This window comes from Sphingomonas sp. HITSZ_GF (assembly GCF_029543155.1).
Lineage (GTDB): Bacteria > Pseudomonadota > Alphaproteobacteria > Sphingomonadales > Sphingomonadaceae > Sphingomonas.
Genome location: NZ_JARQXA010000009.1, coordinates 74,734 through 97,825 on the forward strand (window position 1 = coordinate 74,734; position 23,092 = coordinate 97,825).

Here is a 23,092-nt window from a genome sequence, read left to right on the forward strand (position 1 = left end):
TTCCGAAAGCTTGGCGGAAGGTTCGGCGATCATGGGCACCTGTTGCGGTGGCCATGCACCGGCGACGATAGGGAGTGCGGCAAGCGTGCGCGGCCGATCATCATGACGACGGTGGCGATGATCGCGGGCATGACGCCGATCGCGCTCGGCCTCGGCGCCGATGCCAGCTTCCGTCAGCCGATGGCCACCGCAGTGATCGGCGGGCTGCTGACCTCGACCTTTCTCAGCCTGCTCGTCGTGCCGGTGATCTTCACCTTCGTCGATGATTTCGAGCGCGGAGCAAGGCGCTTCTTCGCCGCGAGACGGGCTGCGAGTCCGGATCCTTCGCAACCCAGGCAGAGGTGGTTCCGCGCCCTCAGGCGTGCAGATTGAGCAGCGAATCCATCAGCCCGTCCTCGGCGCTCGAACAGACGCCCAGGATCACGGCTTCGTCACAGCCTTCGCCCGTCACATAGCCATGGCCCATGTTCGAATCGATGTAGATCGATTCGCCGGCCTCGAGCATGACCGGATCGTAGAATTCGGTGTGCACGACGATGCTGCCGCTGACGACGTAGATATATTCTTCGCCCGAATGATGGACGAGATCGCCGAACTCCTCGGCAGTCTTGGCGCGCACCTTGGTGATCACCGGGATCATCCGCTTCCGGCGCAGCTCGGTGCACAGGTAATAATAGTCATAGTTCGCGGTGTTCACGCGCACCGCCCGATCGAGATCGCCGATGCTCCGGCGCGCAGTTACCTGGGTCTCCGGCGCCGAATCATTCTCCGCAAACAGCTCGGACATGCGGATGTTGAGTCGCTGGCTGAGCTGCAACAGCTTGTCATAGGTCAGCGTCAGCCGGTCATGCTCGACCTTCGACAGGGTCGATACCGGGATGCCGCTCTTCAGGCTCATCTCCTTGAGGGTCCAGCCATTCCGCGCGCGCAGCGCCTTGAGCAGCGTACCCAGCGTCGGATGTTCGGCCTTGAGCTTCGTTGCCATGCGGCACCTCAGTTTGACATTTCTCTGAATAGGATCATCATGTCCCAATCAGGATTATTCGTTGATGTATCTAGACTAGCCGCAGACGGATACCGGCGCAATCGACATGCCGGAGTCCTGCGCAGGAGATCAGGAAGGGGGACGACGCGCTTATGTGGAAACGTTCGCTCGCGGTGATGACGGCAGGATTGCTGGGCATCGCCATGACGGTGCCGGGCTTCAGCCAGGCACCCGCACCGCTCACGCCAATAGCGCAGACCAATGGGCCTGCGCCGACTGCCCGGCCCGCCGTTGCCCCCAACCTCACCAAGGCGGACGCGGACGCCTGGCTGGACGGCTTCATGCCCTATGCAATTGCGCGCGGCGACGTTGCCGGCGCGGTGGTAGTGATCGTCAAGGACGGCCAGGTCGTGACGCAGCGCGGCTTCGGCTATGCCGATGTCGCGAAGCGCAAGCCGGTCGATCCGGCGACCACGCTGTTCCGCCCCGGCTCGACCTCGAAGCTCTATACCTGGACCGCGGTGATGCAGCTGGTCGAGGCCGGCAAGCTGAACCTCGACGCCGACGTCAACCAGTATCTCGATTTCAAGATCCCGCCCTATCAGGGCAAGCCGATCACGCTGCGCAACATCATGACGCACACGGCAGGCTTCGAAGAGATCATCAAGGGCCTGCTGGCGTTCGACAAGCCGGTGCCCAGCCTGGGCGCGGTGCTCAAGCATCGGGTGCCCGAGCGGATCTACGCGCCGGGTACCACGCCGGCCTATTCCAACTATGCCACCGCGCTGGCCGGCTATATCGTCGAGCGCGCATCGGGCATGCCCTTCGACGACTATGTCGAGAAGAACATCTTCGGCCGGCTGGGCATGCAATATGCCAGCTTCCGCCAGCCGCTGCCCGATCGACTGAAGCCGTTCATGTCGCAAGGCTATGAGCTCGGTTCCGGCCCGGCCAAGGGCTATGAGCTGATCGGTATGGCGCCGGCCGGTGCCTCAGCGATCAGCGGCGGCGACATGGCCAGGTTCATGATCGCGCATCTCGCCAATGGCGGCCCGCTGCTGAAGCCCGAGACGGCGAAGCTGATGCACACCGCCCAGCCCAGCGCGATCCCGGCGATCAACACCATGGCGCTCGGCTTCTACGAGCAGCGGATCAACGGCCACCGCGCAATCGCGCACGGCGGCGACACGGTCTATTTCCACAGCGATCTGTGGATCTTCCCGGAAGACAATGTCGGCCTGTACGTTTCGATGAACAGCGACGGCAAGGACGGGGTCACCCGCGTGCTGCGCGGCTCGCTGTTCGACGAGTTCGCCGATCGCTACCTGCCCGACCCCAACAGGGCGGCGCCGAAGGAACTGCCGACCGCGAAGGAACATGCCAAGCTGCTCGTGGGCAGCTGGACCAACAGCCGCCGGATCGAATCGAGCTTCGCCAAGATCATCAACCTGCTCGGCGATACCAAGGTGACGCTCGATGCCGATGGCCGGCCGGTGATCCCGGCGCTGACCAGCCCGGGCGGCGCCCCGCGCAAGCTGATCGAGGTCGCCCCCTTCGTCTGGCAGGATGCCTATGGCCATGAGCGGCTCGCCGCGCAGATGGTGGACGGCAAGGTCGTGCGCTGGAGCTTCGGCGAAGTCTCGCCCTTCATGATCTGGTACCGCACGCCAGCCTCCCTCGACTCGGCCTGGCTGATTCCGGCGCTGCTGTTCGGCGTGGGCATGGTGTTCCTCACCGCGCTCTCCTGGCCGGTCGGCTGGTTCGCCCGCCGCCGCTACGCCGCGCCGCTCAAGCTCGAAGGCGAGGCGCGGCGCACTTACCGGGTGCTGCGCGGCTTCGCCTGGCTGGTGCTGGCGGTGCTGGTGCTGTGGGGCGTCGTGATCACCGGGCTCGAGAATTTCGAGAGCCATGGCTCGACCGACTGGCTGATCCTGCTCGTCGAGTTCGTCGGCACGCTCGCCTTCTTCGGGATGTTCGGCCTGTCGGTGTGGAACGCCTGGCTCACCTGGCGCGACAAGCGGAGCTGGTTTGCCCGCATCTGGAGCGTGCTGCTGGTGCTTGGGACGTTCTTCATCCTGTGGGTGGCGCTGGCCTTCAACCTGGTCTCGTTCGGGACCGAGTTCTGAGGCCATGGTGATGCGCCGCTCGCCCGACATCGCGGTGGAACGGCTGCCGTTCGCCAAGCCGTTCCGCATCTCCGGCCATGTCTTCACCGAGTCCCCCGTGGTGGTCGTCAGCCTGTCTGACGGCCTCCACATCGGGCGCGGCGAGGCGAGCGGCGTCTATTATCTGGGCGACAATGAGGAGACGATGGTCGCCGCGCTGGAGACGGTGCGGGAAGGCCTTTGCGCGGGCATGACCCGTACGGAACTCCAACAGGCACTGCCCGCGGGCGGCGCGCGCAACGCTGCCGACTGCGCGCTCTGGGAACTCGACGCCAAGCGCGAAGGCGTGCCGGTGTGGAAGCTCGCCGGCCTCCCCGAGCCTCGCCCCTTGCTCACCACCTTCACGCTCGGCGCCGACGATCCCGGCGTGATGGCAGAGGGCGCCCGGGCCTACGCCGAGGCGCGCGCGCTCAAGCTCAAGCTCACCGGCGATCTCGATCTCGACATCGCCCGGGTGCGCGCGGTGCGGTCGGCGCGGCCCGAATGCTGGATCGGCGTCGATGCCAATCAGGGCTTCACGGCCGACGAGCTGGACCCGCTCGTGGCAGTGCTGGTCGAATGCGGCATCGCGCTGCTCGAGCAGCCGCTGGCGCGTGGGCGCGAGGCGGATCTTGACGGGTTCAAGTCGCCGATCCCGATCGCTGCCGACGAGAGCGCGCTGACTCTCGCCGATGTCGACGGCCTGGTCGGGCGCTTCCAGACCGTGAACATCAAGCTCGACAAATGCGGCGGGCTTACCGAAGCGATCGCGATCGCCCGGCGAGCACGGACGCTGGGGCTCGACGTGATGGTCGGCAACATGGTGGGTTCCAGCTGGGCAATGGCGCCCGCCTGGCTGCTCGGCCAGCTCTGCGACGTGGTCGACCTCGACGGCCCGACCTTCCTCGCCACCGATCGAACGCCCGGGATCGCCTATCGCGATGGGCATATCGAATGCCCCGATGCCGTCTGGGGACATAATTCGGCCTCGCGGAGCGCAGTCGCTGCAACTTAATTGTCAAATTGGATTGACTCTTCTCCAATTAGGATAATAGCATCCTGATTAGCAACAATGCGGCTGGTAAGCGCCAAAGGCGCGCAGCCTTTCCCCGCCCGAAGCGGGCGGTCCCATCGAACTCCTAAGGGGGGAGAACGACGATGACGCGCATGACCAATCGAGCCACATTGCTGATTACCGTTGCCGCGGGCGCGCTGCTGCTGCCTTCGGCCGCTTTCGCGCAGGACACTGCGCCGTCGGACAACGAGATCGTCGTCACCGCGCAGAAGCGCGAGCAGAACCTGCAGGACGTGCCGGTCTCGATCAGCGTCGTCAGCGGCGAGGCGATGCAGGAGCAGGGCGCCGCCTCGCTCACCGACTATGCCGGCTATGTCCCGGGCCTCCAGGTGACCACCACCGGCACGCCGGGCCAGACCACGATCACCCTGCGCGGCGTCGCGCCGCTCACCGCCAGCCAGACCGTGGGCATCTATCTCGACGATGCGCCGGTGGGATCGAGCGCGATCTACAACCGCGCCGGCCAGTTCTCGCTCGACCTGCTGCCCTATGACATCGAGCGCATCGAAGTGCTGCGCGGGCCGCAGGGCACGCTGTACGGCGCCAGCTCGATCGGCGGCCTGCTCAAATATGTCACGGTGGCGCCGAGCACGAGCAAGTTCAGCGTCAAGGGTGGGGTGGAAGGATTCGGAATCAACGGGGCGGGCGAGCTGGGATGGGCCGCGCAGACGATGTTCAACGCCCCGCTGGTCGAAGGCAAGCTAGGGATGACCGGCAGCTTCGCATGGCGCAAGACTCCGGGCTTCGTGAACAGCGTCAACAATGCCGGACTGCGCGACCAGAACAGCTACGAGCAGGTCGGCGGCCGCGTCGCGCTGCTCTGGCAGGCGACCGAGCGCTTCAGCGCGCGGCTGACCGCGATCTATCAGGACCTCGATTCGGACGGCAACGGCATCTACGCCTCGGACCTCACCGGCAAACGTCTGGGCGACGGCAGCTCGTACAACAACTATGTCGCCGAAGCCTTCAAGACCGAGCTGCAATATTATGCCGCGACGCTGGACTATGACTTCGGCGGCGTGACCGCGACCTCGGTCACCACGCACAGCACCACCCACGCGACCCAGCTCCAGGACGCCACCTATGCGTTCGGCGTGCTCTTCCCGCTGCTCACCGGCGGCGCGATCGCTCCCGGGATCACCCCGTTCGAGATCAAGCTGGGCCTGCGCAAATGGACGCAGGAGGTCCGCCTCGCCTCGGCGAGCGGCGGCAGCTTCGAGTGGCTGGTCGGCGGCTTCTACACCGACGAGAAGACCTCGAACTCGCAGCTGGTCCGTTCGTACGACATGGCAGGCAACGTCATTGCGCCGCTCGACCCGCTGGCGACGGTAGGCCTGCCGGCGACGTACAAGGAATATGCCGTCTTCGGCAACGCGACGTTGCGCTTCGGCAAGCGCTTCGAAGTGACCGGCGGCGTCCGCTGGGCGCGCAACGAGCAGACCTTCCGCCAGATCAGCCAGGGCGCGATCGTGCCGACCGCCGACGATCCCGGCGAATCCAGCGAGGACGTCGTCACCTGGAGCGTCAGCCCGCAATTCCACCTGAACGACGATGCGATGCTCTATGGCCGGGTCGCCACCGGCTATCGCCCCGGCGGCCCCAACGTCATCGTCCCGAACGTGCCGCCGAGCGTGAACTCGGACACGCTCACCAACTATGAAGTCGGCTTCAAGGCCGATCTGGCCGGCCGCGCCGTCTCGATCGACATTGCCGCCTTCTACATGGACTGGGACGACATCCAGGTGACGCGCGCGTTCGGCGGCGTCTCGGGCCAGGCCAATGGCGGCAAGGCGCGCAGCCAGGGCGTGGAAGGCACGCTGTCGTTCCGCCCAATTCAGGGGCTGACGATCGGGCTGACCGGATCCTATACCGATGCCAAGCTGAGCGAGGACGTGCCCGAGATCAGCGGCGCCGATGGCGACCGGCTGCCGGGCGTGCCCAAGTTCAGCGGCTCCGCCCGGCTCGACTATCATGCCCCGCTCGGCGGCGATCTGTCGGGGGATTTCGGCATCGGCGTGCGCCACGCCAGCAGCCGGCTGTCGCTGGTCGAGAGCGATCCGCTGGCGGCACGGGCGGCGCCCTATACGTCGGTCGATCTCAATGCGGCGCTCAACATCGGCGAGCATTGGAAGCTCCGCGGCTATGTGCGCAACCTGCTCGACGACGATGGCGAGCTGTCGCGCACGACGATGACGGACGGGCTCAACCAGCCGAGCTTCCTGGCGATCACGCCGCTCCAGCCGCGCACGATCGGCCTCGCCTTCGATCTTTCGTTCTGATCTTCCAGGAAGGCGCATCCATGAACGCCCCCTTCGGCCTGAAGGCCGACACGCTTACCCTGCCCCAGCCCTATCTGCTGTTCCTGGGCGACACCACCGAGCGCGGCTTCGCCAAGACCGCGCTCGGGCTGCGGGACTGGGCGCCGGACAAATGCGTCGGCGAGCTGGCGCTGGCCGGCGCGACCGTCTCCACCGGGCTGCCCGGCCTCACCCCGGCCGAGGCGGTGGCGAAGGGCGCGCGCGGGCTCGTCATCGGTGTCGCCAATCCCGGCGGGGTGATCCCGGCGTCGTGGCGCAGGTCGCTGGTCGAAGCGCTCGAGGCGGGGCTCGACATCGTATCGGGCATGCATGTCCGGCTGGCCGACATTCCCGAACTGGCCGAAACGGCCAGCCTGCTCGGCCGCCGGCTGATCGACATCCGCGTGCCCCCGGCCGAGATTCCGGTCGCCACCGGACGCAAGCGCAGCGGCAAGCGGCTGCTCACCGTCGGCACCGATTGCGCGCTCGGCAAGAAATACACCGCGCTCGCCCTCGCCCGCGCGTTCGCGGCGCGCGGAGTGGATGCCGATTTCCGCGCCACCGGCCAGACCGGGATCATGATCGCCGGCGGCGGCATGCCGATGGACGCCGTGATCTCCGATTTCGAGGCGGGCGCGGCCGAAGTGCTTTCGCCCGATGCGGAGCCCGGGCACTGGGACGTGATCGAAGGCCAGGGCTCGCTTGCGCACCCCGCCTATGCCGCCGTGTCGCTCGGCCTGCTCCACGGCAGCCAGCCGGACGTGTTCGTGGTCTGCCACGAGCCCGGCCGAACCGTGATGCTCGGTACCGCGGGCTATCAGGTCGCGACGATCGAGGAGATCATCGCGCTCACCACCGCGCTGGGCCGCCGGACCAATCCGGACATCCGCTGCGGCGGGGTGAGCTTCAACAGCTCGGCGCTGGCCGAGGCCGAGGCCACCGCGCTGATGGAAGCCGAGAGCCAGCGCCTGGGCCTGCCCGTCGCCGATCCGGTGCGCGGCGGGCCGGCCTTCGATGCGCTGGTCGAAAGCTGCCTCGCATGAGCACGCCGGCGGCAGGGTCGAGCTGGTTCCAGCGCTTCCTGCTGCCGGGCTTCGCGATGAAGGCCGTGATCATCGGCGGCGGCTATGCGACCGGGCGCGAGCTGGCCGAGTATTTCCTGCCCGCCGGCCCTTGGGGCGGGCTCGCCGGCATGGTGCTGGCGATGCTGCTGTGGAGCGTCATCGCCGCCGCGACCTTCGCCTATGCCCGGATGGTCGGCGCCCTCGACTATCGCGCCTTCTTCGCCGATCTGCTCGGCCCGGCCTGGATCGCGTTCGAAGCGGCGTACATCCTCTTCGTCGTGCTGATCCTCGCGGTATTCGGCGCGAGCGCAGGGGCGATCGGTGCGGCGATGTTCGGCTGGCCGGTGTTCGCGGGCACGCTGGCGCTGGCCATTGCCATCCTGGCCACCGTCACGCTCGGCAATGCGGCGGTGGAAGGCGTATTCAAATATGTCTCGTTCCTGCTCTACGCCGTCTATGCGATCTTCCTCGCGCTGAGCCTGTGGCGGTTCGGCGACCGCATCGCGACCGGCTTCGCCACGCCCGCGCCCTGGAACGGCTGGGCGAGTGGCGGGCTCACCTATGCGAGCTACAACATCATCGGCGCGGTAGTGATCCTGCCGGTGCTGCGCCATCTGACCAGCACCCGCGACGCCGTGGTCGCCGGCCTGGTCGCCGGGCCGCTGGCGATGCTGCCGGCGATCCTGTTCTTCACCTGCATGATCGCCTTCTATCCCGGCATCGGCGCCGAGACGCTGCCTTCGGACTTCCTGCTGCGCCAGCTGAACGTGCCGGTCTTCCACTGGGCCTTCCAGATGATGATCTTCGCCGCGCTGCTCGAAAGCGGTGCCGGCGCGGTCCATGCGATCAACGAGCGGGTGGCGGGGGTGGTGCGCCGGCGGCGCGGCGTGGAGCTGGGCCCGCGCGCCCGCGCCGCGATCGCCGGCGCGCTGCTGCTCGTCTGCATGTTCGTAGCCGATCGCGTAGGGCTGATCGCGCTGATTGCCAGCGGCTACCGGCTGCTCGCCTGGCTGTTCCTCGCCGTGTTCGTACTACCGCTGATGACGATCGGGCTGGTGCGACTGCTCCGCCGCCCCGCCTCTCCCCAGGAGATTGCCGCATGAAGCTGCGCATCCTTCTCGCCCTGCCCCTGCTCGCGCTCGCCACGCCGGCGCTGGCCGATCCCCCAGGCGGGCTCGACGCCAAGATCGAAGCGCTGCGCAAGGCCAGCGGCGCGCCGGGCATTGCCGTCGCAGTCGTCGAGCATGGCAAGACCACGCTCGCCAGGGGCTGGGGCTATCGCAAGCTCGGCGATCCGGCGAAGGTCGATGCCGACACGATCTTCCAGACCGGATCCACCGGCAAGGCGTTCACCGCCACCGCGCTCGCCATCCTGGTCGATCAAGGGAAGCTCGGCTGGGACGACAGGGTGATCGACCACATGCCCTGGTTCCGCATGTACGATCCCTGGGTCACGCGCGAGATCACGGTGCGCGATCTGCTCGTCCATCATTCGGGGCTCGGGCTCGGTGCCGGCGACCTGCTCTTCGTCCCGCGCGGCAGCCTGTCGCGCAAGGAAACGGTCAAGCGGCTCGCCTATCTCAAGCCCGCTACCAGCTTCCGCTCCAACTATGCGTACGACAACATCCTCTACATGGTCGCCGGCCAGCTGATCGAGGAAGTCTCCGGCAAGAGCTGGGAAGACTTCATGACCAGCGAGGTGCTGAAACGCGGCGGCATGACCACCGCGACCGCCACCTATGAGGCGCGCTGGGCGACCGCCGACCGCGCCTTTCCGCATGCGCGGATCGGCGGCGTGGTGCGCGGCGACGGGCCGAACTCCGTGCTCGACGAGCGCGAGGAGCTGGGCCGCGCCGCGATGCCAGCGGGCGGGCTCGCGCTCAGTGCCAACGACCTTGCGCAGTGGCTCAAGATCCAGCTTGGGCACGGCGCGCTGCCCGGCGGCGGGCGGCTGTTCAGCGAGACCCAGGCGATGGAGATGTGGAAGGGCGTGACCGTCCAGCCGCTCACTCCCTATCCGGGCAGCCTCGCGCCGCTGACGCCGAAGTTCAGCACCTATGCGCTCGGCTGGGAGGTCGAGGATTACAAGGGCGCGCGGATCATTTCGCATGGCGGCGGGGTGTTCGGATCGATCACCCATGTCATCCTGCTGCCCGACCAGGATGTCGGCATTGCGGTGGTAGTGAACTCGGAGGATGTCGCGTTGCTGCGTGGGGTCGCGCATCTTCTGGTCGACCATTATCTCGGCATTCCGGACCAGGACTGGTTCAAGCGTTTCAGCGAGTTCATGGATACGCGCATCGCCGGCGGCAAGGCGGCGCTGGCGAGCGGGAAGGCGACGCCGGCCAAGGTCGGGCCTTCTCTGGCGCCGGAACGCTATGCCGGCACCTATCGCGACCCGTGGTACGGGGATGTCGCGGTGACACACGGCACGGACGGGCTGCGCATCGATTTCAAGACGACGCCGCGCATGGCGGGCAAGCTGGTCCATTGGCAGTACGACACCTTCGTCACCCGCTTCGACGACAAGGCGATCGAGCCGGCCTATGTGACCTTCGCGCTCGATGCGGAGGGCAAGGTGGCGCGGGTGACGATGAAGCCCGAGAGCCCGATCGCCGATTTCAGCTACGACTATCGCGATCTCGATCTGCGGCCGGTGGAAGACAAGAAATGATCAAGCGTACCGCGTTGCTCGCCCTGCTCCTGTCCAGCTGCGCGGCGGCGCCCGAGGCTGAGGCGCCCGCGCAAAAGGCGCACAAGGACTTCCTCGTCCTCGACACGCATATCGACACGCCATTGCATTTCGGCAGGCCCGGCTGGAGCTTCGACGGGCATCATGATCCGGCGACCGACCTCGTCCAGGTCGACATGGAGCGAATGATAGCGGGCGCGCTCGATGGCGGCTTCTTCGCGATCTACACCGAACAGGGCCCGCTGACCGCCAAGGGCTATGCCGATGCGCTGGCCTATGCGCGCGGGCGATCGGACCTGATCGATGCCACGCTCGCCAAATTCCCCGACCGGATCGGCCGCGCGCTGACCCCGGAGGATGCGCTGCGGCTCAACCGAGAGGGCAAGCTGGTCGCGTTCAAGAGCATGGAGAACAGCTACGAGTTGGGCGAGGACGTCTCGCTGCTCAAGGAATTCCACGATCGCGGCGTGCGGCTGGCCGGGCCGGTGCACGGCGCCAGCAACCAGTTCGCCGACAGCTCGGGCGACAAGCCGAAATGGAACGGCCTTTCCCCCCTGGGGCGCAAATGGGTGGCGGAGATGAACCGGCTGGGCATGGTGATCGACGCCAGCCATTCTTCGGACGCGACCTTCGACCAGATGCTCGAGCTGTCGAAGACGCCGTTGCTGCTGTCGCATTCGAGCGGCCGCTGGGCCTTCGACCATCCGCGCAACCTTGATGACGCGCGCATCCGCAAGCTTGCGGCCAAGGGCGGCGCGATCTGCATGAGCACGATCTTCCTGGCGACGATGAACCTCACGCCCGAACGCGCCGCGCTGTTCGGCAAGTACGAGCATATTTCGGAGCTTTCGCCCGCCGACCAGGCCGACCTCGCCCGCAAATGGCGCGAACTCGACAAGACCCAGCCGATGTGGGGCAAGGCCGATTTCGAGCGCTACATGGAGATGGTGCTCCATGTGATCAAAGTCGCCGGGGTCGACCATGTCTGCTTCGGGGCGGACTGGGACGGCGGCGGTGGGCTGCCGGGGATCGAAGACATCTCGGCGCTGCCCAAGGTCACCGAGCGGCTGCGCAAGGCCGGCTATGGCGACGCCGACCTGGAGAAGATGTGGAGCGGCAACATCCTGCGCATCGTGGGTGAGGCGCAGCGCCATGCCGCCGCCGCGCAGGCCGGGACTCCCTGAGCCGGGAGCCCGGCCTTCCGCCTAGCGTTCCGCGAGCGCCTGTTCCAGCCGATCGAGCCCCTCGAGCAGCACCTCGTCGGAGATGGTCAGCGGCATCAGCAGGCGCAGCGTCTCGCCATGGATGCCGCAAGAGATGACGACCAAGCCCAGCTCGAAGGCACGGGCAACCAGCTTTCGCGCGGCGTCCGGATCGGGCTCGTCCGAACCGCGCGCCTTGACCAGGTCGAACGCCATCATCGCGCCCAGTCCGCGCACATGGGCGATCGGCATCAGGTCCTCGCGGCCGGCCCAGGCTTCGAACCGTGCGCGCAGCGTTGCGCCGATCGCGTTGGCGCGATCGATCAGCTCCTCTTCCTCGATGACGTCGAGCACCGCGAGCGCCGCCGCGCAGCTGATCGGCGCGCCGCCAAAGGTCGAGCCCAGCCCGCCGCCATGGACGCTGTCCATCAGTTCGGCGCGGCCGGTGACCGCCGCGATCGGGAAGCCGCCGCCCAGCGCCTTGGCCATGGTGACGATGTCGGGTGCGATGCCGCTATGCTCGACGGCGAAGAGCTTGCCGGTTCGCGCGAAGCCGGTCTGGACCTCGTCGCAGATCAGCAGGATGCCGTGCTCCGAGCAGATCGCGCGCAAGGTCTGGAGCAGTTCGGGCGGGGTGACGTGGAAGCCGCCCTCCCCCTGCACCGGCTCGACGATGATCGCCGCGATCGAGCTGGGATCGGCATCGGTGCGGAACAGCGCGTCGAGCGCGTTCAGGCTGTCCTGCACCGACACGCCATAATGCGCGATCGGGAACGGCACGCGCCAGACTTCGCCCGGCAGCGTGCCGAAGCCGCGCTTGTAGGGCATTGCCTTGCCGGTGAGCGCAGTCGTCATCAGCGTGCGACCGTGAAACGCGCCGGCAAACGCCACCACGCCGGTACGCCCGGTGGCGAAGCGCGCGATCTTGACCGCGTTCTCCACCGCCTCGGCGCCGCTGTTGAAGAAGATCGTCTTGGCCGGGCCGGCAACCGGCGCGAGCGCGTTCAGCCGTTCGGCGAGCGCGACATAGGGCGCGTAGGGCAGCACCTGGAACGAGGTGTGGGTGAAGCGCTCGAGCTGGTCCTGCACCGCGCCGATCACCTTGGGGTGGCAGTGCCCGGTGCTGCACACCGCGATGCCGGCGACGAAATCGATGAAGCGATTGCCCTCGACGTCCCACACCTCGGCATTGCGGGCGCGGGCGGCATAGGCGGGCGTGGCGCTGACGATGCCGCTCGGCACCGAGGCGGCGCGGCGGGCACCCAGCCCGGCATTGTCCTGCGCAGCCGCGCGCGGATCCAGAGTTGCCACCGTCATCAGATGCCTCCCAGTGCGAGATATTTGATTTCCACGAAGTCCTCGAGGCCGTAGCGCGAGCCCTCGCGACCCAGGCCCGATTCCTTGACGCCGCCGAAGGGCGTCGCGGGGTTGGAAGTGAGGGTCTCGTTGACCGCGACCATGCCGTATTCGAGCGCCTCGCCGACGCGGAAGACGCGGCCGACATCGCGGGTCCAGAGAAAGGCGGCCAGGCCATAGGGCGTGTCGTTCGCCGCGGCGATCACCTCCGCCTCTGTCTCGAAGCCGTAGATCGCGGCGACAGGGCCGAAGATCTCGGTGCTGGCGATCGCCATGTCCGCCCGTACGTCGACGAGCAGGGTCGGTGCGAAAAACAGGCCGCCGCGCGCATGCGGCGCGCCGCCCAGCACCGCTTCGGCCCCCTTGCCGAGCGCGTCTTCGACCAGTTCCTCGACCTTGGCGACCGCCGCCGGGTTGATCAGCGGGCCGATCTTGGTGTCGGCTTCCAGCCCCGGCCCGACCGGCAGATCCTCCATCGCCGCTCGGAGCTTTTCAGTGAACGCGGCGCGCACGCCGGACTGCACATAGATACGGTTGGTGGCGACGCAGGCCTGGCCCGCGTTGCGGAACTTGGTGACCATCGCGCCCGCCACTGCCGCATCGAGATCGGCATCGTCGAACACGATGAACGGCGAGTTCCCGCCCAGCTCGAGCGAGAGCTTCTTCACCGTGTCGGCGCATTGCCGCATCAGGATCTTGCCGACCCGGGTGGAGCCGGTGAAGGACAGCTTGCGCACATCCGGGCTCGCGGTAAGCACGGCGGCAACGGCTTCGGCACGCCGCGCGGTGACGATGTTCATCACGCCCGCGGGAAAGCCTGCCTCCTCGGCCAGCACCTGCAAGGCGATCGCCGAGAGCGGCGTATCCTCGGCCGGCTTGACGACGATCGTGCATCCCGCGGCAAGCGCCGGAGAGACCTTGCGGGTGATCATCGAGCTGGGGAAATTCCACGGCGTGATCGCGCCGACGACGCCGATCGGCTGCTTGAGCACCAGGCAGCGCTTGTCCGGTGCGTGGGGGGGCACGATGTCGCCATAGAGGCGCTTGCCTTCCTCGGCGAACCATTCGATGAAATTGGCGCCGAACACGATCTCGCCCAGCGCTTCGGCGCGCGGCTTGCCCTGTTCGAGCGTAAGGATCTCGGCCAGCGCCTCCTGATTGGCCAGGATCAGCCGGAACCAGGCGCGCAGCACCTCGCCGCGCTCGCGCGCCGTCTTCGCCGCCCAGCCGGGAAAGGCTGCCTTGGCATCGGCGATCGCCTGCTCGGTCTCGACGGCGCCCATATCGGCCACGTCGCCGATAAAGGCGCCGTCGGCAGGGTTATGGACCGGGAAGGTCGCATCGGTGGCGGCAGCCTGAGTGAAGGCCAGCACGCGAGCGAGCAGCGCGTTGCCCGCGGGCGAAATATCGGGATGCATCGTCATTCTCACATCAGACCCAGCGTGCGCGCGGTGCCGTCGAGCGCGCGCGTGAGGGTTTCCACCAGTTCGTCGACCTCGGCGTGGGTGATCACCAGCGGCGGGCTGAGCACCATCGACTGGCCGACCGCGCGGGCGATCAGCCCGTCGGTGTAGCAGGCCTCGCGCGTCAGGATCGCGGCATTGTCCTCCACGGTGCAGACGGTGCGCGTCGCCTTGTCGCGGACGAGCTGCAACGCAGCCATCAGCCCCACGCCGCGCCGCTCGCCGACCAGCGGGTGCTGCTCGGCCAGCGCCTGCAACTTCGCCTGGAAATAGGGCCCGATATCGTCGCGCACCCGCTCGACCAGCCCTTCGCGGGCGATGATGTCGATATTGGCGAGCGCCACTGCGCAGGAGACGGGATGGCCCGAATAGGTATAGCCGTGCGGCCACAGCCCGCCCTTGGCGATCACGTCGAAGATGCGGTCGTGCAGCGCCACCGCCGCGATCGGCAGATAGCCAGAGGAAATGCCCTTCGCCATCGGCATGAAGTCGGGCTCGATGCCGAAGGTCTGCGAACCGAACCAGGCGCCGGTACGCCCGAAGCCGCAGATGACTTCGTCAGCGATCAGCAGCACGTCATGCGCGCGGCAGATGCGCTGCACTTCGGGCCAATAGGTCTCGGGGGGCACGATCACCCCGCCCGCCCCCTGCACCGGCTCGGCGATGAACGCAGCGACCTTGTCGGCGCCGAGCTCGAGGATCTTCTCCTCGATCGCACGCGCGGCCTTGAGACCATATTCGGCAGGCGTCAGGTCGCCGCCGTTCACATACCAGTGCGGATGCTCGACATGCGCGAACTCGGGCAGCGTGCCATTGTCCATGCCGTGCATCGCCGGCATGCCGCCCAGGCTGACGCCCGCGACGGTGGAGCCGTGATAGGCGAGCGTGCGGCTGATGATCGTGCGCTTGCCCGGCTTGCCCAGCAGCTTCCAGTAATAGCGCGCCAGGCGGACGATGACGTCGTTCGCCTCGGACCCCGAATTGGCGAAGGTGAAATGGTCGAGCCCGGGCGGGGTCAGTCCGGCCAGCCGCTCGGCCAGCTCGATCATCGCCGGCACCGCGCTCTGGAAGTGATTGTTGTAATAGGGAAGCACGTCCATCTGCGCCTTGGCCGCATCGGACAATTCGGTGCGGCCATAGCCGATGTTGACGCACCACAGCCCCGCCATCCCGTCGAGGATCTTGCGGCCGTCGCTGTCCCACACATGCGATCCTTCGCCGCGCACGATGATGCGCGAGCCCTGCTCGAGGATCAGCCCGGGATCGGTGAAGGAATGGAGATGGTGGCGGGCGTCGCGCACCTGCCAGTGCGCGGTGGGAGTCATGTTGGTATCAGTCATGGGCGGTCAGCGCCTCCACCGCGGAATTGAAAAAGTCGTTGTCGAGGATCACTTCGGATCCGCGCGGCTTGGCACGCGAGCTGAGCACCGCGATCAGCAGCCCGCGCTTCGGATTGATGTACATGTACTGGCCGAAGATGCCGCGCGCGGAGAAGGCGCCATCGGCAAGCGAGCCCGATGCATCGGGCACCACCCACCACATATAGCCATAGTCGCGCCGCTCTCCGCCGACGATGCGGGCGCTGCCGGCCTCCGCCATCCAGCCTTCGGGCAGGATGCGCTCGCCCGCGATCGTGCCGTCGCCCATCGCGAACTGTCCGAAGCGCGCATAGTCGCGCAGCGTCGCGCTGACTCCGCTGCCGGCGACTTCGAGTCCGCCCGGGGACTCGAGCCACCAGCAGGCATCCTGCTCCATGCCCAGCCGCGACCAGATCTTCTCCGACAGATAGTCGGACAGCCACTTCCCCGTCGCCGCATGGACGAGAGCGCCGACGACATGCGTCTCGCCGGTGGAATAGTTCCAGCGCGTGCCCGGATCGGCGACGCGCGGCAGCGAGGCCATGTAGCGCAGGATCTCGCCGGGCTTCTGGGCGATCTGGAGCTTGAGCATGTGCCGCCGCTCGGACTGGGGATCGACATGCTCGTCGTCCCAGCGCACGCCCGAGGTCATCTGGAGAAGGTGGCGGATCGAGACGCCGTCATAGCCGCCGCCCTTCAGCTCGGGCAGGTAATCGGTCAGCATGTCCTCGACACCGCCGATATGGCCGTCCTGGATCGCCGCGCCCAGAAGCGTGGTCGAGATCGACTTGGCCATCGACATCGACACCCAGCGCGTATCGGGCTGCAGGCCCAGTTCGTAGCGCTCGTGCAGCACTTCGCCGCGGCGCTGGATCAGCAGGCCCGCCACCCGATTGCGGAAGACATAGTCATACAGGTCATATTCGCGGCCATTGGCCTTGATCGTGAAATCCTCGATCGGCGTCTGGGCATAGACGAAGGGCGTGACGATACCGCCCCGGCGAATGACTCGCACCGGAAAGGCGCGATGCGTGCTGCGCAGCGTTTCGACCTGGACGCCGGGCATCAGCTTGCCCGCGTAGAGCGGCGTCATCCTGTCCGCATACCCGCTGGAACCGGCGAAACCGGACGTCAGGCCCTGCGGCGCCTCGGCCGGTGCATCAGAGACGTTCAACAAAGCCCCCTAACCACTGTTGCTCGTCAGACAGCTAATCCCACGCAGCGCCGCGGCTAAGGTGCCAAGGGCGGAAGGGGTGTTGCGCTGCGCGCACCACCTATGAATATCCTTGTTTCTCCGTTACTTGCTCGCAAGAACCACGCGCCCGGCGGAATGGGGTTTGGCCACGTCGCGCGCCAGCTCCGCAGTGAACCAGCGCAGGTAGCGGCGCACCAGCGGGGTGTCCTTCCGGTCGGCGCCGACGAACACATAATATTTGCCGAAGCTGTAGGGCTGGAAGGCCGGCTCGCCGCGGCCGATCTCGACCAGTTCGCCGGAATCGAGAAAGGCCTGCCCGACCAGTCCGTTGACCAGCGCGACTCCGCGCCCGTGCAACGCCGCGTCCAGCGTGAGATGGCCTTGCGACAGGCGCGGGCCGGTCAGGTCGAGATCGTCATAGACGCCGTGCACCGCCAGCCAGTGCGCCCAGCCATCGAAATCATGCTCGTGGAGCAGCCGGTGGCCGATCAGGTCGGCCGGCGTGCGGATCGGTGCGGCGTCGGCGAGATAGGCGGGGCTGGCCACCGCGACCACCGCCACGCTCGCCACCTCCTCGCTGTGCACCCCCGCCGGCACCTTCACGCTGGTGCGATAGGCCGGGACGAAGCGGATCTCGATATCGGATTCATAGGGCGCGACCGAGATGTTGCGGTCGAGCGAGCGCAGCTCGATCTCGACATCGGGGTGCAGCTTCTCGAACAGCCCCACGCGCCGCGACATCCAGTGCAACGCGAAGCCGGGCGCGCAGGAGACGTAGAGATGGTTGTGATAGCCCCGCCGCATCAGATCGATGGTCGAGGCGGCGATCGCGTCCATCGCGGCAGCGATCTCGCGGTGATAGCGCCGCGCATCCTGGGTCAGCGCCACGCCCCGCGCCGTGCGCTCGATCAGGCGCGCGCCGGTCCATTGCTCGAGCGTCTTCAAATGCCGGCTGATCACCGCATGATCGCGCCCCAGGCTGCGCGCGGCCTGGCGGACGCCGCCGAGCCGGGCCACCGCGTCGAACGCCCGCAGCGCCTCGAACGGCGGAATCGTCTTGCGCGAGGGCGGGTTGTACGCGGCGGTCGGGCGGTCTTCGTCAGGCGTTTCCAAGTCGAGCGTCTCCCGCAACGGTACGCGCCGCCGCTTCGGGATGGGCATCGCCGAACCGCCGGCTGAAGGGGCGGTAGAGCACGAGGATACAGATCGTGCCGCTGACGCCGATGCCGGCATGTAACAACCAGAAGGCAGGCGGTTGCAAGGGCTCGTAGAAGCGTCCGAGCCAGCCGGCGAAGATCCCGGCGAGGAACAGGCCGATATAATAGCTGCCGACCATCATCGAGCGGACCTGCACCGGCGCGACCCGGGCGACCAGCGCGAGTGCCACCGGCGCACAGAGCAGATAGCCCAGGCCGATCACGAAGTGGAAAAGCACCGGCCAGAAGATCGCCACCCTGCCCGCCCCCGTGCTCCATTCGCCCAGGCTGAGCAGCGCGCAGCCAAGCCCGAAGATCGAGCAGCCCAGCGCCAGCTTGCCGAGTTCGCCCGGCTCCCCGCCGCGCTTCGCACGGGCGCGCCAGTACCGCATCAGCAGCGGCGCCAGCGCGAGCACCGCGACGGCATCGAGCGACTGGAACCAGGTGACCGGCATGTGGAGGCCAAAGCCGATGCCGAGATCGACATGGTCGCGCACCCAGACCGGATAGGTGTTCCAGATCTGCGACTGCACCGTCCAGAAGCTCGCGGTGATCAGGATGAGGATCGAGAGCGCCAGCACGGTGCGCCATTCGTCCGCGGTGAGCGGGACCTTGGGAGCGATGCCACGATCGCCGGCCGGCTCGCGCAGATAGCGCATGCCGCGCAGATAGATGGCGATGCCCAGCAGCATCCCGAAGCCCGCGGCGGTGAAGCCGTAGTGCCAGCCATAAAGCTCACCCAGCGTACCGCAGACCAAGGGCGCGAGGAACGCGCCGACGACCACCGAGGTGACATAGAGCGTATAGCCGTCGTCGTGCCGCCGGTCGCCTTCGGGATAGAGTGCGCCCACCTGCGCAGCGAGATTGCCCTTGAGCAGCCCCGCCCCGGCGATGATCGCAGCGAGCGCCGGCAGGAAGGCTTGCTCGATCGCCATGAGGAAATGCCCGCAGGCCAGCATGCCGGCGCCGATCAGCACCGCGCGGGTGCGCCCGGTCAGCCTGTCGCCGATCAGTCCGCCGACGATCGGCCCGAAATAGACCAGCGCGACATAGATGCCGAACAGCTGCGCCGCGAGCGCCTGGAGCGTGAGCGGGCCGGTGACCGCCTCCAGCCCCGCGCGCAGCGTGGCGAAGCCCCAGACATGCTCGACCACGCCCGGCTGGAGCAGATGGCCGGTCATGTAGAGCATCAGCAGCGCCTGCATCCCGTAGAAGGAGAAGCGCTCCCACATCTCGGTCGCGGCGATATAGGTGAGGCCGCGGGGATGGCCGAACAGATCGGCGCCGGCATCGGGCAGCGCGGCACCCGTCTCGGCAGTTTCGAATGCTGGGGCCATCCAGATGCTCCGACAGAAAAAAGGCCCGCCCCGAAGAGCGGGACGGGCCTGACAGAAAAGAACGTCAGAAGTCGTGTGACAAGGCGATGCCGATCGTTCGCGGCTTGGTCCGCGAGGATTGCTGCCATGCCTGGTACGGATCGACCTGGCGGTTCTCGTTGGTCAGGTTGGTGGCATAGAGTTCCACCTTCACCTGCGAGAAGGTCGCGCCGATGCGGGCATTCAGCAGCGGCACGGTGTCGGAACACTGGATGCGCGGCACCAGGATCGAGCTGTCCGACGCGCAGGTCTTGTCGCGATAGCTGAAGTCGGCATGCGCGAAGCCGGCGATGTTCGGCGCAATGTCGAAATCATAGTCCGCCGCGACGCTGAAGGTGACCTCGGGCGCATAGTCGCCGGGGTCGCCCACTTCGACATTGGTGGATTCGCCGCTCTGGATGGCGAGCTTGGTCACTTCGCTGTGCGTAAGCGCCGCCATGCCGCTGAGGTGGAAGCCGCGGGTGACCGCCCAGTTCAGGCTCGCCTCGATGCCGTAGATTTCCAGCTCGCCGATGTTGCGCGTCAGCGAGACGAACCCGCCGCCGCCGTCGAAGTTGAAGAACTGGCCGGTGCGCAGCGCATCGTCATATTTCGAGTAGAAGGCGTCGATATCGAACTGCAGCGCGCCGCCGGCGGTGATCCCCTTGGTGCCCAGCTCGAAATTGGTCAGCTTTTCCGGGTTGTACGGTGGCAGGCCGGCCGCGTTGAAGCCGCCCGAACGGAAGCCGCGCGAAATGTTGCCGTAGAGGTTCCATTTCGGGTTGAGCGCATAGGTGAAATAGAAGCGCGGATCGGTCGACTTGAAGTTCGCCTTCTGCGTGGTCGTGCCGCCGTTCCACTGGGTGACGTCGTCGCTGAACGTCCGCACGCCGGCGCCGAGCGTCAGCCGCGACGTGATCCGGTACGACAGATCGGCGAAGCCGGACCAGGACTTGGACGTGTCCAGATCCTCATAGACGAACGGATAGGTGCCGCCGGCATAATAGGAGATGCCGGTGTCGTAGAGGTCCGAGCGCGCATCGCGATAATAGACGCCGACGGTATATTGCAGCGGGCCGCTGCCCGAGGACGTCAGCCGCAGTTCCTGGGTGAACTGCCGGGCGCGATCGTGGATGCCGTCATAGCCCTCATTCTCGACGGTGTAGGGCGTGCCCGGGCCGGCGATATAGGTGGTGTAATAGTCGCGATTGAGCCGGACATAGCTGCTCGAGCTGGTGATCGTCGCGAAATCGAGATGATAGTTGGCGGTGAGGTTATAGATCCACGCCCGATCCTTGCGGCTCGGCAGCAAGTCATAGTCCGGGCTCACCGGCACCGGGCGGGTGCGATCCGGATTCTCATAGTCGATGCCGAACTCGCTGCTCATCCGGTACAGGCCGATCGTGCCGGTCATGTCGAAATCGCTGCTCGGCTTGAACAGGATCTTGCCGCGGAAATTGCGGATGTTCTGGTTGTTGCCGTTCTTGATGCCGGCCGCGGGCTGATCGATCCAGCCGCCGCCGTCCTCGAGATTGCCGGCAACGCGCACGGCAAGCACATCGGTGACGATCGGGATGCTCAAGGCACCCGAGAGCCGCAGATTGTCGCTGCCCTGATCGATCAGCGAATAGTCCGCCTTGGCGAACCCGGTGACCTCCTTGAGATCGGGGTCCTTGGTGACGAAGCGCACCGTGCCCGTCATCGCGCCCTGGCCGTAGAGCGTGCCCTGCGGCCCCTTGAGCACTTCGATCCGATCGATATCGAGCATGCGCAGATCGACCTGGCGGAAGCCGCCGGTCAGCGTGACCGGCACTTCGTCCATATAGGTGGCGACCATCGCATCGGAGCCGCGAATATTGGCGGCGCCGCGCAGGAACACCTGGCTCGAACCCGGGCCGTCATAGCGCAGGACCAGGCCGGGCACGGCATAGGAGAATTGCTGCAGATCGCTGATCCCGCGATCGGCGATCGCGTCCGCGCTCATCGTGTTGATCGCCACCGGCACGTCGATCAGCCGCTGCTCGCGCTTCTGCGCGGTAACGAAGATCTCGGTTTCGCCGGCGGCCTGTCCGGTCTCCGCAGCGGGAGCCGGCGTGCCCGCATCCTGGGCAAAGGCCGGCGCGGAAGCCATCGCAAGCGCGAGGCCAGATACGGTACAAAGACGGTGACCCAGAGTGTTCAGTCTCATCGCTAACCCCCAAGCTTTGTTGCAGTACGGAGACTGTTGCGCACTCCGGAAGGTGAAAAGGCGCGTAGAGGGTCCTTCGTGGTGCGCGCGGGGCACCACGAAGGACCCGGAGAGGGCGCGCTCAGCGCCGGACCTGCTTGATGCCGGTCTGCACCCACTCGCCGGGGTTGATCACCAGCTTTCCCTTGGTCGCGAAGTCGAGGACCATCGGGTAGCGCCCCGGCACGGCGAACCGGCCGCCGTCATAGGGCAGCAGCTCCACCGGCTTGTCCATCGGCACGTTGAAGGCGGCGCGCCCGACCGCCTGGCCGAACAATTTGCCATCCTGCAGGGTGACCTTCACCGTGACGAAGTTGGAGAAGCGATAGTCGCCCACATAGCTTGCCAGCGTCTTGGCGGGCACGGGCGGCTGCGGCGCGATCACCGGTAGTGCCGGCTGCGGCGGCACCGATGCGAGCACCGCATCCCAGGCCAGCTCGCTGGCGATCGAGCCGATCTCGACGCTGTTGAGCGCGCCGGGCACCGTGAGATCGGGCGCATCGATCTCGCCGGTGGTGATGGCGTAGAGCGTGTCGCCGTCCGATCCGGTGGCAAAGGGCTGGATGCTGCGGCCCATCGCGGTGTGGACCTGGATTGCCAGCCGCTGGAGTTCGGCGGGCTCCATCTTCTGGTTGATCGCGACCAGCGTCACCGTGGTGTTGCGCAACCTGCCGCTCTCCGTGCCCCAGCCGGCCTTGCGGCTCTCGGGCAGGTTGCGCAGCAGATCGTCGACGCGGATGTCCTTGGGCCAGCTCGGATCGCGGTAGCAGGCGGCCGGATGGCCTTCGCGATCGGTGACCAGCCCATAGGCGTTGACCACGGAGAACACCGCGATCTTGAGCGCGCCGATCTGCTTGAACGCCCCGCCCTGCCCGGAATGCGCCTTGCACCCGAAGAAATCGCCGGTGCGCGTCATGCTGCCGGCACCGGCTGCGCCGTTGCGGAAAACGCCCGGCTCGCGCGCACGATAGGCTGCCTGGGCAAGCTTCTTGTCGGGATAGATCTCGTTCAGCCGCCGGTCGCCATAATCGAAGATGATCGCGCCCACCGCCACGGCGATCGAATCCCAGCGCCCGGTGTTGCGCCCCTCGTCCTTGAGTGCGGTGGCGACGGCAGTCGTCGCTTCGAGGCCATAGGCAGAGCCGCCGGCGAACACGACGGTATCGATGTCGTAGCTCGAATAGCCAAGGCGGACGAGATCGGTGTTCACCGTGCCCGGCGCCCCGCCGCGCACATCGACCGCCGCCAGCACCTTCTTGTCGAAGCTGAACACCGTCACCCCGGTCGGCCCCTCGCGATAGGAAGCGCTGCCGACCTTGAGCGCAGGCCAGTCGAAACGCATCTCGGTGCCGCCGCCGTTGAGGACCGGGACGAGATCCGCCTGCGAATCCGGTGGCGTCGGCGCGGGCGTCTGGGCGATCGCAGGGGCCGCTCCCATCAACAGACAGGTGACAAGCGCGGCGACGCCAGTGCGATGCTTCAT

Annotated in this window: 17 protein-coding genes; 8 read left to right on the forward strand and 9 right to left on the reverse strand. The window is 66.9% G+C overall.

The window, feature by feature from the left end; all coding sequences use genetic code 11:
* The first annotated feature begins 42 nt into the window (after positions 1-42).
* Positions 43-372 (forward strand): efflux RND transporter permease subunit, encoded by a 330-nt coding sequence (locus P6144_RS19810; protein ID WP_347275840.1) that lies wholly within the window; start codon positions 43-45, stop codon positions 370-372.
* On the opposite strand, the gene P6144_RS19815 is transcribed toward P6144_RS19810, so the two are convergent.
* Positions 356-985, reverse strand: coding sequence for an XRE family transcriptional regulator (locus tag P6144_RS19815; RefSeq protein ID WP_277769554.1), 630 nt, complete (start codon positions 983-985; stop codon positions 356-358). The genes P6144_RS19810 and P6144_RS19815 overlap by 17 nt on opposite strands.
* Positions 986-1,137: 152 nt before the next feature.
* Between P6144_RS19815 and P6144_RS19820 the strand changes: the two genes are divergently transcribed.
* The 7 genes from P6144_RS19820 to P6144_RS19850 all read left to right on the forward strand — a co-directional run bounded on the left by P6144_RS19820 (position 1,138) and on the right by P6144_RS19850 (position 11,441).
* Positions 1,138-3,111, forward strand: a complete 1,974-nt coding sequence (locus P6144_RS19820; protein ID WP_277769555.1) for a serine hydrolase — start codon at positions 1,138-1,140, stop codon at positions 3,109-3,111.
* A gap of 4 nt (positions 3,112-3,115) precedes the next feature.
* Complete coding sequence (locus tag P6144_RS19825) at positions 3,116-4,144, forward strand: dipeptide epimerase (protein ID WP_277769556.1); 1,029 nt, start codon at positions 3,116-3,118, stop codon at positions 4,142-4,144.
* 152 nt (positions 4,145-4,296) lie between these two features.
* The gene (locus tag P6144_RS19830; protein WP_277769557.1) at positions 4,297-6,483 is read left to right on the forward strand and encodes a TonB-dependent receptor; all 2,187 of its coding nucleotides are present in this window, start codon (positions 4,297-4,299) and stop codon (positions 6,481-6,483) included.
* Positions 6,484-6,503: 20 nt separating this feature from the next.
* The gene (locus tag P6144_RS19835) at positions 6,504-7,544 is read left to right on the forward strand and encodes a DUF1611 domain-containing protein (protein WP_277769558.1); all 1,041 of its coding nucleotides are present in this window, start codon (positions 6,504-6,506) and stop codon (positions 7,542-7,544) included.
* Positions 7,541-8,668, forward strand: a complete 1,128-nt coding sequence (locus tag P6144_RS19840) for a hypothetical protein (RefSeq protein ID WP_277769559.1) — start codon at positions 7,541-7,543, stop codon at positions 8,666-8,668. The genes P6144_RS19835 and P6144_RS19840 overlap by 4 nt, the downstream gene beginning before the upstream one ends.
* Positions 8,665-10,239 carry a serine hydrolase gene (locus tag P6144_RS19845; RefSeq protein WP_277769560.1) on the forward strand — a complete coding sequence of 525 codons (1,575 nt, stop codon included), beginning with the start codon at positions 8,665-8,667 and terminating at the stop codon, positions 10,237-10,239. Before P6144_RS19840 ends, P6144_RS19845 begins: the two co-directional genes overlap by 4 nt.
* On the forward strand, positions 10,236-11,441 hold the full coding sequence (locus P6144_RS19850; protein ID WP_277769561.1) for a dipeptidase: 1,206 nt from the start codon (positions 10,236-10,238) through the stop codon (positions 11,439-11,441). The genes P6144_RS19845 and P6144_RS19850 overlap by 4 nt, the downstream gene beginning before the upstream one ends.
* 21 nt (positions 11,442-11,462) lie before the next feature.
* Here the strand turns inward: P6144_RS19850 and gabT are convergent, their stop codons facing one another.
* The 8 genes from gabT to P6144_RS19890 all read right to left on the reverse strand — a co-directional run bounded on the left by gabT (position 11,463) and on the right by P6144_RS19890 (position 23,092).
* Positions 11,463-12,776 carry a 4-aminobutyrate--2-oxoglutarate transaminase gene (gabT, locus tag P6144_RS19855; protein ID WP_277769562.1) on the reverse strand — a complete coding sequence of 438 codons (1,314 nt, stop codon included), beginning with the start codon at positions 12,774-12,776 and terminating at the stop codon, positions 11,463-11,465.
* Positions 12,776-14,239 (reverse strand): NAD-dependent succinate-semialdehyde dehydrogenase, encoded by a 1,464-nt coding sequence (locus tag P6144_RS19860; protein ID WP_277769563.1) that lies wholly within the window; start codon positions 14,237-14,239, stop codon positions 12,776-12,778. The genes gabT and P6144_RS19860 overlap by 1 nt, the downstream gene beginning before the upstream one ends.
* Positions 14,240-14,241: 2 nt before the next feature.
* Positions 14,242-15,618: an aspartate aminotransferase family protein gene (locus P6144_RS19865; RefSeq protein ID WP_277769564.1), complete on the reverse strand. Its 1,377-nt coding sequence runs from the start codon at positions 15,616-15,618 to the stop codon at positions 14,242-14,244.
* Positions 15,611-16,810, reverse strand: a complete 1,200-nt coding sequence (locus P6144_RS19870) for a serine hydrolase (protein ID WP_277769565.1) — start codon at positions 16,808-16,810, stop codon at positions 15,611-15,613. Before P6144_RS19870 ends, P6144_RS19865 begins: the two co-directional genes overlap by 8 nt.
* 123 nt (positions 16,811-16,933) lie before the next feature.
* Entirely contained in the window at positions 16,934-17,944 is a 1,011-nt protein-coding gene (locus tag P6144_RS19875; protein ID WP_277769566.1) for a LysR substrate-binding domain-containing protein, read from the reverse strand.
* Complete coding sequence (locus P6144_RS19880) at positions 17,931-19,364, reverse strand: peptide MFS transporter (RefSeq protein WP_277769567.1); 1,434 nt, start codon at positions 19,362-19,364, stop codon at positions 17,931-17,933. The genes P6144_RS19875 and P6144_RS19880 overlap by 14 nt, the downstream gene beginning before the upstream one ends.
* Positions 19,365-19,428: 64 nt before the next feature.
* The gene (locus tag P6144_RS19885; protein ID WP_277769568.1) at positions 19,429-21,513 is read right to left on the reverse strand and encodes a TonB-dependent receptor; all 2,085 of its coding nucleotides are present in this window, start codon (positions 21,511-21,513) and stop codon (positions 19,429-19,431) included.
* Between the two features lie 178 nt (positions 21,514-21,691).
* Positions 21,692-23,092 (reverse strand): P1 family peptidase, encoded by a 1,401-nt coding sequence (locus P6144_RS19890; RefSeq protein ID WP_277769569.1) that lies wholly within the window; start codon positions 23,090-23,092, stop codon positions 21,692-21,694.

What these genes read in the sequence shown, in the direction of transcription:
- P6144_RS19890 (WP_277769569.1), bottom strand. Translation starts at nt 23,092, where the DNA reads ATGAAGCATCGCACTGGCGTCGCCGCGCTTGTCACCTGTCTGTTGATG.
- gabT (WP_277769562.1), bottom strand. Translation starts at nt 12,776, where the DNA reads ATGACGGTGGCAACTCTGGATCCGCGCGCGGCTGCGCAGGACAATGCC.
- P6144_RS19830 (WP_277769557.1), top strand. Translation starts at nt 4,297, where the DNA reads ATGACCAATCGAGCCACATTGCTGATTACCGTTGCCGCGGGCGCGCTG.
- P6144_RS19815 (WP_277769554.1), bottom strand. Translation starts at nt 985, where the DNA reads ATGGCAACGAAGCTCAAGGCCGAACATCCGACGCTGGGTACGCTGCTC.
- P6144_RS19825 (WP_277769556.1), top strand. Translation starts at nt 3,116, where the DNA reads ATGGTGATGCGCCGCTCGCCCGACATCGCGGTGGAACGGCTGCCGTTC.
- P6144_RS19820 (WP_277769555.1), top strand. Translation starts at nt 1,138, where the DNA reads ATGTGGAAACGTTCGCTCGCGGTGATGACGGCAGGATTGCTGGGCATC.
- P6144_RS19880 (WP_277769567.1), bottom strand. Translation starts at nt 19,364, where the DNA reads ATGGCCCCAGCATTCGAAACTGCCGAGACGGGTGCCGCGCTGCCCGAT.
- P6144_RS19865 (WP_277769564.1), bottom strand. Translation starts at nt 15,618, where the DNA reads ATGACTGATACCAACATGACTCCCACCGCGCACTGGCAGGTGCGCGAC.
- P6144_RS19840 (WP_277769559.1), top strand. Translation starts at nt 7,541, where the DNA reads ATGAGCACGCCGGCGGCAGGGTCGAGCTGGTTCCAGCGCTTCCTGCTG.
- P6144_RS19845 (WP_277769560.1), top strand. Translation starts at nt 8,665, where the DNA reads ATGAAGCTGCGCATCCTTCTCGCCCTGCCCCTGCTCGCGCTCGCCACG.
- P6144_RS19885 (WP_277769568.1), bottom strand. Translation starts at nt 21,513, where the DNA reads ATGGCTTCCGCGCCGGCCTTTGCCCAGGATGCGGGCACGCCGGCTCCC.
- P6144_RS19850 (WP_277769561.1), top strand. Translation starts at nt 10,236, where the DNA reads ATGATCAAGCGTACCGCGTTGCTCGCCCTGCTCCTGTCCAGCTGCGCG.
- P6144_RS19835 (WP_277769558.1), top strand. Translation starts at nt 6,504, where the DNA reads ATGAACGCCCCCTTCGGCCTGAAGGCCGACACGCTTACCCTGCCCCAG.
- P6144_RS19860 (WP_277769563.1), bottom strand. Translation starts at nt 14,239, where the DNA reads ATGACGATGCATCCCGATATTTCGCCCGCGGGCAACGCGCTGCTCGCT.